12 protein-coding genes are annotated in these 14,052 nt (G+C 59.7%); 9 read left to right on the top strand and 3 right to left on the bottom strand.

All coding sequences use genetic code 11. The annotated features are described in order from the left end of the window. Window positions 1-10: 10 nt before the first annotated feature. The 3 genes from AC1DNI_RS14530 to AC1DNI_RS14520 all read left to right on the top strand — a co-directional run bounded on the left by AC1DNI_RS14530 (window position 11) and on the right by AC1DNI_RS14520 (window position 4,570). Entirely contained in the window at window positions 11-1,150 is a 1,140-nt protein-coding gene (locus AC1DNI_RS14530) for a Gfo/Idh/MocA family protein (RefSeq protein ID WP_477692344.1), read from the top strand. A 79-nt stretch (window positions 1,151-1,229) separates the two neighbouring features. After that, window positions 1,230-3,551: a Tex family protein gene (locus AC1DNI_RS14525; protein WP_477692343.1), complete on the top strand. Its 2,322-nt coding sequence runs from the start codon at window positions 1,230-1,232 to the stop codon at window positions 3,549-3,551. 32 nt (window positions 3,552-3,583) lie between these two features. Then, entirely contained in the window at window positions 3,584-4,570 is a 987-nt protein-coding gene (locus tag AC1DNI_RS14520; protein WP_477692342.1) for an aldo/keto reductase, read from the top strand. Between the two features lie 4 nt (window positions 4,571-4,574). Here AC1DNI_RS14520 and AC1DNI_RS14515 read toward each other — a convergent pair whose 3' ends face one another. Continuing rightward, the gene (locus AC1DNI_RS14515) at window positions 4,575-5,495 is read right to left on the bottom strand and encodes a sugar phosphate isomerase/epimerase family protein (RefSeq protein ID WP_477692341.1); all 921 of its coding nucleotides are present in this window, start codon (window positions 5,493-5,495) and stop codon (window positions 4,575-4,577) included. Between the two features lie 195 nt (window positions 5,496-5,690). Here AC1DNI_RS14515 and AC1DNI_RS14510 point away from each other — a divergent pair, with 195 nt between their 5' ends. Together AC1DNI_RS14510 and ggt are read left to right on the top strand one after the other, a co-directional pair. After that, on the top strand, window positions 5,691-6,413 hold the full coding sequence (locus tag AC1DNI_RS14510) for a glutathione S-transferase (protein WP_477692340.1): 723 nt from the start codon (window positions 5,691-5,693) through the stop codon (window positions 6,411-6,413). A 105-nt stretch (window positions 6,414-6,518) separates the two neighbouring features. Further along, a complete protein-coding gene (gene ggt, locus AC1DNI_RS14505) occupies window positions 6,519-8,246 on the top strand; it encodes a gamma-glutamyltransferase (RefSeq protein ID WP_477692439.1) in 1,728 nt (575 codons plus the stop codon). Between the two features lie 25 nt (window positions 8,247-8,271). Here ggt and AC1DNI_RS14500 read toward each other — a convergent pair whose 3' ends face one another. Further along, window positions 8,272-9,447, bottom strand: a complete 1,176-nt coding sequence (locus tag AC1DNI_RS14500; protein WP_477692339.1) for an aminotransferase — start codon at window positions 9,445-9,447, stop codon at window positions 8,272-8,274. 8 nt (window positions 9,448-9,455) lie between these two features. Next, window positions 9,456-10,499 (bottom strand): transcriptional regulator GcvA, encoded by a 1,044-nt coding sequence (gene gcvA / locus AC1DNI_RS14495; RefSeq protein ID WP_477692338.1) that lies wholly within the window; start codon window positions 10,497-10,499, stop codon window positions 9,456-9,458. Between the two features lie 213 nt (window positions 10,500-10,712). On the opposite strand from gcvA, the gene speB reads away from it, so the two are divergent. The 4 genes from speB (at window position 10,713) to AC1DNI_RS14475 (ending at window position 13,989) form a co-directional block, all read left to right on the top strand. After that, a complete protein-coding gene (gene speB, locus AC1DNI_RS14490) occupies window positions 10,713-11,774 on the top strand; it encodes an agmatinase (RefSeq protein ID WP_477692337.1) in 1,062 nt (353 codons plus the stop codon). Between the two features lie 87 nt (window positions 11,775-11,861). Continuing rightward, on the top strand, window positions 11,862-12,671 hold the full coding sequence (locus AC1DNI_RS14485) for a transporter substrate-binding domain-containing protein (RefSeq protein WP_091923580.1): 810 nt from the start codon (window positions 11,862-11,864) through the stop codon (window positions 12,669-12,671). A 2-nt stretch (window positions 12,672-12,673) separates the two neighbouring features. Continuing rightward, window positions 12,674-13,342, top strand: a complete 669-nt coding sequence (locus tag AC1DNI_RS14480) for an amino acid ABC transporter permease (RefSeq protein WP_370462228.1) — start codon at window positions 12,674-12,676, stop codon at window positions 13,340-13,342. Beyond that, complete coding sequence (locus tag AC1DNI_RS14475) at window positions 13,339-13,989, top strand: amino acid ABC transporter permease (RefSeq protein ID WP_477692336.1); 651 nt, start codon at window positions 13,339-13,341, stop codon at window positions 13,987-13,989. Before AC1DNI_RS14480 ends, AC1DNI_RS14475 begins: the two co-directional genes overlap by 4 nt. The last annotated feature ends 63 nt before the right edge of the window (window positions 13,990-14,052 follow it).

The following is a 14,052-nucleotide window of genomic DNA, read 5'->3' as shown; positions in this document are numbered from 1 at the left end:
AAGCAGCATCATGGCCAGGTCACTTGGTATCGGGATTATTGGCGCCGGCAATATTTCATCGACCTATCTCAATCTCGCACCGCTTTTCAAAGGCATCAAAGTCCAGGCTGTCGCCGATATCAATGCGGCAGCCGCGCAGCATCGCGCCGGCGAACACGGCATTGAGGCCCTTTCGATGGACGCGCTGCTTGCCAGCGACGACGTCGACATCGTTGTCAATCTCACGGTTCCCGATGCGCATTTTGACGTATCCAAACAAATCCTGAGCGCGGGCAAACACCTTTATTCGGAAAAGCCCCTGACGTTGTCGCTGAAAGACGGACTTGAGCTTCAAAAGCTTGCGGAGAAGAAAAAGCTCAAGGCGGGTTGCGCGCCCGATACGTTTCTCGGCGGAGCGCACCAGCTGGCCCGCAAACTGGTCGATGATGGCGAGGTTGGAACTATTACCTCAGGCACGGCTCATGTCCTCAGCCATGGCATGGAACATTGGCATCCAAATCCTGATTTCTTCTTCCGACCCGGCGGTGGTCCCATCCTCGATCTCGGTCCCTATTACATCGCCAATCTCGTCAACCTGATTGGACCGGTCAGGCGCGTCGCAGCGCTCACCTCGATGGCTTCAACAACACGGACGATTTCGAGCCTTCCCCGCAAGGGTGAAGTCATCGACGTGACGACACCGACGACTATCCAGGCTCTGCTGGAATTCGCGAGCGGTGCAACCGTCACCTTGTCTGCAAGCTGGGACGTCTGGGCGCACCATCACCCTAACATGGAGCTCTACGGCACTGATGGGTCGATCTTCCTTCCCGATCCGAATTTCTTTGGCGGCGAGGTCAAGCTGGCGAAGCCGGGCAAGAAGGTCAAACCGGTGAAGGCATGGTCGCATCCTTTCGGCATCGCCAACCAGAAGCACGCGGCCGGCATGATGGCCAATTACCGGACCGCGGGCCTGGCTGACATGGCAGCGGCGATCATCGAGGGCCGCGACATCCGGTGTTCGCTCGAACGCGCGCTCCACGGGGTGGATGTGATGGTGTCGATCCTTCGCTCCGGCGAAGAAAAGAAGTTCATCGACATCAGGACGAGCTGCTCGCGGCCGGAGGCACTCGGCATAAAGGACGCGAAATCGCTGTTGAAAAAGCCCTGACGCGAAGCGTCTCGCGCATTGCGGTCATGATCGGGCAGTCCTATTGTCGCCGCCCGATCATAAGTGATGGAAATGCCCCGTGACCGCAAATAGTGCCAACACCGCCCGTATTGCCCGTCTTATCGCAGCCGAGATCAATGCGAGGCAAGAACAGGCAAATGCGGCGATCGAGTTGCTTGATGGCGGCGCTACGGTTCCCTTCATTGCGCGCTATCGCAAGGAGGTAACGGGCGGGCTCGACGACACGCAATTGCGTACGCTCGACGAGCGCCTGCTCTACCTGCGCGAACTTGATGCTCGCCGCGATACGATCATCGAGTCGATCCGAAGCCAGGGCAAGCTCAACGATGAACTCGAAGGCAAGATCGCGGCAGCCGCGACGAAGGCAGAACTTGAGGACATCTATCTGCCTTACAAACCAAAACGGCGCACACGGGCCGAGATCGCTCGCGAGCGTGGCCTCGGGCCCTTGGCGGAAGCGATCCTCTCCGATCGAGCCTCGGTTCCGCAGCAACTTGCAACGAACTTTATCAATGATGATGTGCCGGATGTGAAGGCAGCGCTCGAGGGAGCGCGCGACATATTGGTCGAGACTTTTTCAGAAAATGCCGATCTGGTCGGCCGCCTGCGCAACTACATGCAGGACCGTGCGGTATTGCGCGCCAAGGTAGTCGACGGCAAAGCCGACACGGGCGCGAAATTCGCGGACTATTTCAATCACTTCGAGCGCTGGTCGGCCGTCCCTAGCCACCGGGCGCTCGCCATGCTGCGTGGCCGCAATGAAGAGGTTCTGTCGCTAGAGATCGAAGTGGACGCCGAGGATACGGCTCCGGTGAAGCCGGTTGAACGGATGATCGCAAATGCCTATGCGATCTCCGACAAGGGTGGCGCTGCCGATATCTGGCTGATGGACGTGGTGCGGTGGGCATGGAGAATCCGCTTCTCGCTCAACCTCTCGATCGACCTCATGACGACAATGCGCGAACGGGCCGAAGAGGAGGCTATCCGCGTATTTGCGCGTAACCTGAAGGATCTGCTGCTGGCGGCCCCTGCCGGATCGCGTTCGACAATGGGGCTCGACCCAGGCATCCGCACCGGCGTGAAAGTGGCGGTTGTCGACGGCACCGGGAAACTTCTCGAGACGACGACTGTCTATCCTTTCCCGCCACGCAACGACGTGCGCGGCACCCAGGCCGAGCTTGCGCGATTGATCGTCAGCCACAAGGTGGAACTCGTTGCCATCGGCAACGGAACAGGAAGCCGCGAAACGGAGCGGCTCGTGGCCGACATGCTCGCAGCGATGCCGTCGCCGAAGCCCATGAAGGTCATCGTCAGCGAGGCGGGCGCCTCCGTCTATTCCGCCTCGGCGACCGCCGCGGCCGAATTCCCCGACCTCGATGTTTCGCTGCGCGGCGCGGTGTCGATTGCTCGCCGCCTGCAGGATCCGCTGGCCGAACTCGTCAAGATCGAACCGAAATCGATCGGTGTCGGTCAGTATCAGCACGATGTCGACCAGTATCGTCTTGCGCGTTCGCTCGAGGGTGTCGTCGAAGACGCGGTCAATGCAGTCGGCGTCGACCTAAACACGGCATCGGCGTCGTTGCTCGCTCGCATTTCCGGACTCGGCAACGCGCTTGCCGAAGCGATTATTGCCTATCGCAACGAGGTCGGACCGTTCAGGACGCGGCGTGACCTTCTGAAAGTGGCTCGCCTCGGGCCGCGCGCCTTCGAGCAATGCGCCGGGTTCCTGCGCATCCCGGATGGCACCGAACCGCTCGATGCCTCGGCCGTGCATCCGGAAGCCTATGGTGTCGCCAAGAAAATCGTCAGCGCCTGCGGCCGTGATGTGCGCGCCTTGATGACTGACGGCGCTGCGTTGCGGGCCCTCGATCCGCGCGTTTTCGTCGACGACCGCTTTGGTCTGCCGACCGTGCGCGATATCATTGCCGAACTGGAAAAGCCGGGGCGCGACCCGCGGCCGGAGTTCAAGACGGCATCCTTTGCCGACGGCATCGATGACATCAAGGACCTGAAGCCCGGCATGTTGCTCGAAGGGACGGTTACCAATGTCGCGGCCTTCGGCGCCTTCGTCGATATAGGCGTGCACCAGGACGGCCTTGTCCACCTGTCGCAGCTCGCAGACCGTTTCGTCAAGGACGCGCACGAGGTGGTCAAGGCCGGTGATGTCGTCAAGGTCCGGGTGGTCGATGTTGACGTCAAGCGCAGCCGTATCGGACTGACGATGCGCAAGGATGGCGGTGCGCCGGCGCCGCGCGGGCCAAGACCCAGCGACACGCCATCGTATAAACCCCGCTCAAACGCGCCTTCGCCAAAGCCGCAGTCCGCGCCGCCGCAGGGCGCATTCGGTGCGGCGCTTGCCGACGCCCTGCGCAAGAAATAGCGTAACGATAATCAATGGTTCGGGAGGCCGTCTTGGATATCCGCAAAATTGGCAATACATCGCTCGCCGTCACCGCGTTCGGATTTGGCGGCGCGGCGATCGGCGGTCTCTACCGCGAGTGCACCCGTGAAGCTGCCATGGAAACGTTGCAGGCTGCCTGGGATGCGGGCCTGCGTTATTTCGATACCGCGCCATTCTATGGTTTCGGCCTGTCCGAGCGGCGGACCGGCGATTTCCTGCGTGACAAGCCGCGCGAAGATTACGTGCTCTCGACCAAGGTTGGGCGCCTGCTTCGTCCGGTTCCAGAGGATCAGGTGCCGGATTATTCCTATGTGAATCCCCTGCCCTTCACGGTCGATTACGACTACAGCTATGACGGGATCATGCGCTCGTTCGAGTTCAGCTATGCCCGTCTCGGGTTGAACAGAATAGACATTCTCTACGTTCACGATATTGGCGCGTATACGCATGGCGCCGAGAAGAATGCCGTCTACTTGCGCCAGCTTCTCGATAGCGGCATGCGGGCGCTGGAAGAACTCAAGGCGTCGGGAGCCATTTCCGCTTACGGCCTCGGCGTCAACGAGGTCGATGTCTGTCTTGACGTGATCGCCCGCAGTCCAATCGACTGCATTTTGCTTGCTGGGCGCTATTCGTTACTCGACCGCTCGGCGGAAGGCGGTCTTCTGGATGCCTGCCGCAAGCAGAACATTTCGTTGGTCATCGGCGGTGTGTTCAACTCTGGCATATTGGCGACCGGTCCGGTTCCGGGCGCGAATTTCGATTATGGCCCGGCATCCGACGACGTGCTGACGCGGGTTCGCGCCATGCAGGATATTGCGGAAGCCAACGCGATTCCGCTCGCTGCCGCGGCCATTCAATTTCCATTGCGCGAACCCGTTGTCGCCAACGTCCTCATCGGGACGGCGAAACCCTCAAGCCTCACGCGAAATATCGAGCTCCTGTCGGTCAAGGTGCCTGACGCGGCCTATGCCGCATTCGAGCCCTTCACCATACGTTGAGGCATCAGGCTGCTAGCCGCCGATCGTTAACGAGGGCGGCAAGCTTGTTGGCGAGCGCGAGGCTCTCCGCCTGTTCAGCCTTGAACCTGTCTTCAGTGATTTCGAGGATGAGCATAGTATCCGGCAGGAAGGTCAGTTCTGCAAAGATCTCCTCCCACGGAATGTCGCCCCAGCCGACGGGCAGATGCAGATCGCCGATCCCTAGTGCTGTCGCCTCCGCCGGGTGATAAAACTTCGTCATGGTGTAGGGGCGGCCAAAGCTGTCATGCACGTGCAGGTGGCCGGTGACGGGCGCCATGGCCTTGATCTCCGCGCGCCAGTCGAGGCCGAGGCGCGTGCATTCGATATAGGCGTGGCTGAAATCGATAAGCGCACAGACATGCGGGCTGTCAACGGACCTGACCGTTTCCCCAACTTGCAAAGGCGTCTGGCGATATTCGTTGTCGCTCAGAGCGAAGATGTTTTCGAGCGCGATGCGCACGCCATAGTGGCCGGCCACTTCCGCCATCTCGGCGAGCGCGTCGCGCTCCATCGCATCGAGCGCACGGTTGCGAGGGGCCGCTTGCATCTTCGCCTGGCCGGAATGTTGAACCAGCACGCCCGCCTCGATACGGTTGCAAAGTTCAAGCATGGCGCGGACGACGGCTTTCTGCTCCGCGAGGTGCTCCCTGTCCATGAAGTTGGATACGATCTGGCCGTGGACGCTGTAATGCAGATCGAACTGCTTGGTAATTTGCACCAGGCGCTCGGCGCGGCTCGGGATAATACGGCCGCCGGCGATAATCTCCTCACCGTAAAGCGAGAGCTCGGCAGCGGTGGCGCCGAGGTCGGCGATTGTACGGATCGACCCTTCAAGCGTGCTGAAATCGCCCCCCTCGCTCGTATAAGTGCAGAAGCCGACGGATGAAATTATGGGGAGGCTCATTTTCAGTTCTCGCGGTTGTAGGGTACTTGCGATGATAGGGCCGCTGCTTGACCGTTTCACGACAATGCTGGCGGTAAAAGCTTTTGCTCGCCGATCGGTGAAGTCAATTGCATTCTCGCAAGGCTCAAAGGAATTGCTGCCATAATCGCATGCTTGGCTTGCGACTCGGTACGATAGCGGAGGCGGGAGGTGATCATGGCGTATGAGCTTTATTATTGGGATGGTCTGCAGGGACGCGGCGAGTTCATTCGTCTCGCTCTCGAGGAAGCCGGTGCTGATTACATCGATGTGGCGCGCCAGTCTGATGGCATGGCGGCCATGATGCGATTTCTCAAAAGCAGGACCGAGCCGCATATCCCTTTCGCGCCGCCATTCCTAAAAGACGGTGACTTGATTGTCTCGCACGTTGCCAACATCCTTCTCTATCTCGGGCCAAAGCTCGGTCTTGCGCCGCAAGATGAATCGTTGCGCTTTGTGGCAAACGGGCTGCAACTTACCATCACAGATTTCGTCGCCGAGGTGCATGACACGCACCATCCGCTCTCGACCAACGCGTATTACGAGGACCAGAAGGACGCGGCCAAGCATCGCTCCGCTGATTTCATCGAGCATCGGATACCCAAGTTCCTCGGCTATTTCGAACGCGTGCTGAAGCAGAATCCAGCCGGAAGCGGGCACGCGGTGGGCGGCAGTCTCACTTATGTCGACCTTTCGCTGTTCCAGGTTTTCGAGGGCCTGCTTTACGCTTTCCCGCGCGCGACGCGAAAGCTTGCCAAAGACTACCCTGCCGTTGCCGCCGTGCACGACATGGTGCAGAAGCGCCCCAACATCAGCCGATATCTTGAATCGGACCGTCGCCTCGATTTTAATGAATCCGGCATATTTCGCCACTATCCCGAACTTGATCAGGACGCATAAGCAGGAAGTACTATACTTTTGCTGGACACGCCGCTCGAGCTGCCTCCATTATCTCTCCTCTTGTCACGATCTTTGGGAGGAATGATCATGGACTATCGCTTAACGATGGCGAGCGCTCTCACGCTCAGCGTGGTGCTGGCAGCTGCGGGGACGACAGGCGCCTCGGCGGCTTCACCCGAGCCCGTGAAGGCCGAGCACGGCATGGTCGTAACCGCACAACATCTGGCCTCCGACGTTGGAGTGGAGGTGCTGAAGAACGGCGGCAATGCCGTCGATGCGGCGGTCGCGGTCGGCTATGCTCTGGCGGTGGTCTATCCGACCGCAGGCAATATTGGCGGTGGTGGCTTCATGACTATCCGGATGAAGGATGGCAAGACGGCATTCCTCGATTTTCGCGAACGCGCACCACTCGCAGCGAAGCGCACGATGTATCTCGATGACAAGGGGAATATTGTGAAAGGCGCAAGCACCGATGGCTATCTCGCCATCGGTGTGCCGGGCTCGGTGATGGGCTTCGAAACGGCGCGTGCCAAATACGGCACCAAGCCGCGCGAAGAGCTGATCGGGCCTGCGATCCGCTTTGCCCGTGACGGCTTCGAACTCGATCAGGGCGACGTCGCGTCGCTGCAGGACGGTGCCGAGACCCTAGCCAAGGACAAGACGGCCGCCGCCGTCTTCCTGAAGCCCGACGGAAAGACCTATTCCATCGGCGAAACACTGGTCCAATCTGATCTCGCTGCTACGCTCTCGGCCATTTCCGAGAAAGGTCCTGACGCGTTCTACAAGGGAGCAACCGCCGATGCCATCGTCAAAGCGAGCGAGGCGGGTGGCGGTGTTCTGGCGAAAGCCGATTTCGAGCAGTACAGCGTGCGCGAACTCGAGCCGGTCAAATGCAACTATCGCGGCTATGACATCGTATCCTCGCCTCCGCCAAGCTCGGGCGGGGTAATCATCTGCGAGATACTCAATATTCTCGAAGGATATCCGCTCGGCTATCTCGGCTATGGTTCGGCAGAAACCGTGCATACTATGGTCGAGGCCATGCGCTTTGCCTATGTCGACCGCAATACGACACTTGGCGATCCCGACTTTGTCGACAACCCTGTCAGCAAACTGCTGGACAAGAAATATGCCAAGGAAATCCGCGACAAGATCAGCCCTTTCAAGGCCGGTGTTTCGCAGAAGTTAATGCCGAAAGGCTTCGGCGAAAGCAAGGAAACCACGCACTACTCCATCGTCGATGACGAAGGCAATGCCGTTGCCGTCACCTATACGCTCAACGGCTCGTTCGGTGCCGGGGTGATGGCGCCGGGTACGGGTGTTCTGCTCAACAACGAAATGGATGATTTTACCTCGAAGCCGGGTTCGCCCAACCTTTACGGGCTCGTACAAGGCGAAGCCAATGCAATAGAACCGAAGAAGACCCCGCTTTCCTCGATGAGCCCGACCATCGTGTCGAAGGACGGCAAGCCATTCATGGTAATCGGCAGTCCAGGGGGCGCCCGCATCATCACGATCACGCTTGAGGCAATTGTCAACGTCATCGACCACGGCATGAATATTCAGGAGGCGATCGACGCGCCGCGCATCCACCACCAATGGCTGCCGGATCGCGTCTACATGGAGCCTTATGCCCTCTCGTCGGATACGCGCAAGTTGCTGGTGGAGATGGGTCACGATGTCAATATCGACAAGGACTGGACCATCTGGGGCGAGGCCGCCGGTATCCTCGTCGGCGGCGCCAGCCTTTCGCAAATCGAAGAAGGCGGCGGAGCGCGGTACAACGGCGCCATGGATAGCCGCGCTGCTTCCGGAGCGGCTAAGGGTTACTAGGCATCAGCGACGGTTTGCAGGTGCGTCAGATGCTGAAGCCATGCATTCTGCCGTGCAACTGGCCGATCGTCGCCGCATTGGCATTGGCAAAGGCGAAGCGCAGGAATTGATCCTGCCCTTCGCCGAAATACTGTCCTGGAATAGCAAGGATGCCGGCCCGCTTTGCGAGGTGCTCGGCGACTTCGGTTGATGATCTGCCTTGGAATGGATGGCGCACGAAGGCGAAGTAGGCGCCGATCGCCTCAAGCTTCCACTCGTCGAGCCCGGCCATGACATCGCGCAAGGCCTGCGAGCGCAGTTCGATTTCGTGGCGATTGCCGGCCCGCCATTCCGCAAGTGCCGGCAACGCCTGTGCGACCGCACCCTGCGCCGCCCGCGGCGCGCAGATTTGCAGATTGTCCATGATCTTGGCGATTTCCTCGACGACGCGCGGGCTTGCCGTAACGGCGCCAAGGCGGTGGCCAGGGATGCAGAACGATTTTGAAAAACTGTAGAGCTGGATCAGGTGGTCCGGCCAATGCTCTTCGCGAAGGAGCCCATGCGGTGCGCCATAGTGCTCCGGAAGAAAGTCGCGGTAGGTTTCGTCGAGGATGAGCCAGATGCCGTTGCGCTTGCACGCGTCGAAGAGGGCTTTCAGCCGGTCTGGCGGATAGATCGCGCCGGTCGGGTTATTTGGGGTCACCAGCGCGAGTGCGCGGACGCCGGGTACGATTGCGTCGATGAGGGCTTCGACCGTCGGCACGAAGCCTTCGCTCGCATGGCACGCGACAAGTTCGGTTTTGATGCCGAGCATCGCCAGCGTCGTCTCGTGATTGAAGTAATAGGGGTTGCTCACCAGAATGGTGTCGCCTGCCGCAGCCACGGCCATGGCAGCGCACATGAAAGCCTGATTGCAGCCGGAGGTGATATGAATATTCTCGGCCCCAATTCTGGCGCTATAAAGCTCTGCCACATGCGCGGCGTAAGCGTCACGGAGCGCAGGCTCGCCTTCGATCGCGCCGTAATTGGTGTAAGCAAGGGATGCGGCTGCCTCGCCGAGCCATTGCAGCATGGCAGGGTGCGGCGGATAGCCGGGAACCGCCTGCGAGAGATCGATCAGCGGCCCAAGGGCGCCGTCATAGGACTTGCCCCAGGACTGCACGGCTGGAATTGGCGGGGGCGAGAGACGCGTTATGAGCAGGTTGAGTGGGGCAACTGGCATGGTCGTTCCTATCGTGTATCAAGTTTGGCCCGGCGCTTCTGCGAGCGCTCGGGGCGTCGCGGGCGCGTTGCCGGAATGGGTAATTCGACCAGTCGCTCCGGCGCGCTCACCTTGCCACTGCGGCGGCGGATAATCCGGCGGGCTGATGTTTGCGGTTCGGTGATGGTATCCGCCTCCAGCGAAGCGAAGAGCCAATCGATAAGCACCTTGACGATCGGGGCGTTGCGAACCTCGTTGCGACAGGCGACATAAAAAGCGTTGTTGGCCGGAACTGTGAGGTCGAAAGGCACGATGAGTTCGCCCTTGGCAATGAGCGTGCTTGCGGTGATCGTATCGCCGAGCGCCACCCCCTGCCCGTAGACCGCGGCCTCGGTCGACAGGCGCGCATCGCTCATGAAATGCTGCGCGCCCCGCGCATGCTCGGTGGCGTCGGCAGCAGCAAGCCAGGTATTCCACTCGCGCCCGTCATCGCCATGCAGGAGAACATGATTGCGCAGATCACGCACGGATCGGAGCGGGCGCATATTGAGGAGCGTCGGGCTCGCTACAGGAAAAAGTTTTAGCGTGGTCCACAGGCGGGACCAGCAGTCGGTCCAGTTCCCGTGACCGTAGAGCACGCAGACATCTACGTCCGACGAAAACAGATGATCGGAATCGTTCGACGCGATCAGCGTCAGTCTTATGTCTGGATACTGCTCCGTGAACTGGTTCATACGCGGTATCAACCACAGCGAGAGCAATGCGGGAACGCAGGTCACTGTCAGTTCGCCGCTTGTGGTCGGCCGCTTGATCAGCGCCGTCGTCGCGGCAATATCTTCGAAAGCCTTCGAGACCGTCGGCAAAAGCAGTGCGCCTTGCGAGGTCAATTTCAGCCGCTGCGCACCGCGCTCAAACAACTGGACGTCGAGCATTGTCTCCAATGCTTTGATCTGGTGACTGATCGCGCCGTGGGTAACGTTCAACTCCCGCGCTGCCGCCGTAACGGACCCATGCCGCGCCGCCGCCTCGAAGGCGCGCAGTGGGTTGAGCGGGGGCAGGCGACCAGGCGTCATAGAACTCCATTAGCGCTCAACCGCGGGAAAGTCATGTGAGATATTTTCACAGGCCATGCTATAACAATGTCAATTGCTTTTCCATCGGGTTTGGATCGATAATGCATTGAAAGAGGCAAAATGCCCGGGGAACACAGACCAGCGGATATCCTAAAAATCGACAAAGCGAATCCGCGCCGATCGCCCCGAGCATGAAGACTATGGGACACGATCATGGCATCATGGGACAAGAACAAACTGGACGAACTGCGCGCCAAATATGGTGAAAGCCACGGCGGCGAGCTGTTCGACGCAAAATTCCGCAAAGTCGCGGACAAGATTTTCTCCAAGAGCGGTACGCGTCTCGCACCCTATGCGGGCGTTCCGACCTTTCTGACCGCGCCGCACATGCCGGTCGACGCAGCAAATCCCGATTTCGGCAATTTGCAGGTGGCCATGGTAGGCGTACCGATGGATCTCGGTGTTACCAACCGCACCGGATCGCGCTTTGGTCCCCGCGCTTTGCGAACAATCGAGCGTATCGGTCCTTATAATCATGTTCTCGAATGCTCGCCGGTCTTTGATCTGCGCGTGGCCGATATCGGCGACGTGCCATTTGCCAGCCGCTACCGCCTCGAACAGAGCCATGTCGATATCGAGCGGCGGATCAACCAGATTGTTGATGCCGGCGTGGTTCCGCTTTCCATCGGCGGCGACCATTCGATTACCCATCCGATCCTTAAGGCAGTCGGCAAGGACCGCCCGGTTGGAATGATCCACATCGATGCCCATTGCGATACGGGTGGCGCTTTCGACCAGACCAAGTTCCATCACGGCGGCCCCTTCCGCAACGCGGTTCTCGATGGCGTGCTCGATCCGAGCCGAACCATCCAGATCGGCATTCGCGGTTCGGCCGAATATCTGTGGGAGTTTTCGTACGAATCCGGCATGACCGTCATTCATGCCGAGGAGGTAAGCGGTCTCGGCATCCAGGCGATTATCGAAAAGGCAAAGGCCATCGTCGGCGATGGACCGACCTACCTGTCCTTCGATGTGGACAGCCTCGATCCAAGTTACGCGCCGGGCACCGGAACACCGGAAGTCGGCGGCCTGACGACCCGCGAAGTACTCGAACTCCTGCGCGGGCTAAAAGGGCTTAACCTTGTCGGCGGCGATGTCGTCGAGGTGGCTCCCCAATACGATGCGACAACCAACACCGCGCATGCCGGCGCACAGGTACTCTTCGAGATCCTGTCGCTCATGGTGTTCAGCCCGTTCGTCCAGGGAAAGCGCTGACGACGACAAGTTCGAGAACGATGCGCCGACTGGCGCGTCGGCAATTTGCAAGACCAACACACAACAACAACAATGAAGGGGAATACGATGACAATTCATACCAAGCTGCGATCATCATTTGCGGCGCTGCTGCTCATCGGCAGTGCCGGTTTCGGCCTTGCCACACAAGCGGCCAAGGCCGATGCAGTCGACGACATCACCAAGGCGGGCGTCGTCAACATCGGCGTCTTCGCCGACTTCCCGCCCTTTTCGTCGGCGAGCGCGGACATGTCGCTCAAGGGCTATGACATGGACGTGGCGCAGGCGATTGCGGACGCGCTCAAAGTGAAGCTCAATGCGGTCGCGGTGACTGGACAGAACCGCATTCCCTATCTCACCGAACACCGTGTCGATCTGTTGATGAGCGTCGGCTACAGCAAGGAGCGCGAACAGGTCATTGATTTTGCCGCCGCCTATGCTCCCTACTACATCGCCGTCATCGGTCCGAAGGCGGTCGAGGTGAAAGACAAGGATGGACTTGCCGGCAAGACCATTGCCGTCAACCGCGGCACGCTCGAAGATACGTCGCTGACCGAAGCGGCTCCTGCGTCGGCCGACATTAAGCGCTTCGACAATTACAATGCCGTCATCCAGGCCTTCATCTCGGGCCAGACCGAACTCATGGTTGTCGGCAACGATGTGGGCGCGCAGGTTCTCGCCCGCCAGGAAGCACTGGCACCTGAGCAAAAGTTCCAGCTTTTGACCTCTCCCTCGCACATCGCGCTCAACAAGAAGGAAGATCGCCTGAAGCAGACGATCAATGATACGGTCGCCAAGATGCTCTCGGACGGCAGCCTCAACAAGAGCTCGGAAGCCTGGCTCAAAACGCCGCTCAATCCCGAAAACCTCAAGGATTGATGGTGGGCTACGCGCTCGATTTCGGCTGGCTCTATGGCGCCATTGGCATGATTGCCAGTGGCGCCGCCATGACGCTCTTTCTGATCGTCGTGACGTCTGTGGCAGGCGTAACCTTGAGCATCTTCGGGGCGGCCGCCAAGCGCAGCCGTCACGCGATACTGCGCAAGGCAATTGCCGCTTATGTCGAAATCGTGCGCAACACGCCCTTTCTCGTGCAGTTGTTCTTCATCTTCTTTGGCTTGCCCAGGCTCGGCATCCGGCTTGACCCGGTCGTTTCGGCCATGCTCGCCATGACCTTGAACATGACGGCCTATACGACGGAGATCGTCGGCGCGGGCCTTGACGCGGTTCCGAAAGGGCAGCGGGAAGCGGCGGCGGCGCTCGGCCTCCAGCCATGGCTGGTTTTTGTCAAGATCGTCCTGCCGCAGGCCTTGAAAGTCATCTTCCCGGCGTTGACCAGCCAGATCATCATCATGATGCTCGAATCCGCGGTTGTATCGCAGATTGCCGTGCGTGAATTGACCTACGAGGCCGACATGCTGCAGGCACGCACTTTCCGCGCGTTCGAAACCTATTTCGTGGTGACGCTGGTTTACCTCGCGATGAGTATCGGTCTGCGCAGGCTGCTCTTTGCTGCCGGAAGGCGCGCGATTGCGGGGGGCATGGCATGATCGAGTTCACCTTCTGGGACATATTGCGCAACCTCTTGCTCGCTGCCCGCTGGACCATTCTCCTGTCAGTCGTCGCCTTTATCGGCGGCTCGATTGCGGGCCTCGCTATCTTGCTGCTGCGCATTTCGAAGCGGCGCTGGCTGCGGCGCGCCGCGGAGTATTACATCGGCCTCTTCCAGGGAACGCCGCTGCTGATGCAGCTCTTCCTGCTGTTTTTTGGGCTGCCGCTGCTTGACCTTCGCATCGAGGCATGGACGGCCGCAGTACTGGGGCTGACGCTCTGCGCGAGCGCCTTTCTTGCCGAGATCTGGCGCGGCGGTGTCCAGTCGCTACCGACAGGCCAATGGGATGCGGGTAGCAGTCTCGGCCTGCATTATGTGGCCCAGCTGCGACTGATCATTCTGCCGCAAGCATTCGCCATCACGCGTGCGCCGACTGTCGGGTTTCTCGTGCAGTTGATCAAGAGCACGGCACTCACGTCGATCATCGGGTTCGAGGAACTGGTGCGCACCTCCAATGCGATCAACAACGCGACGTTCGAACCCTTCACCGTCTATGGCCTGGTCGCGCTGATCTATTTTGTTCTGTGCTATCCGCTGACGCGCTATACAAAGACATTGGAGCTTCGCGCTGCCCGCCAGCACTGAATGGCAAGCTGCGCATCTAAATAAGAAGAGTGGGAAATCGCCAGTACTGGCTGCAAAAATAAG

Source organism: Phyllobacterium sp. 01N428, from assembly GCF_056399405.1.
This window is presented reverse-complemented; position numbering and strand designations above follow the sequence as displayed.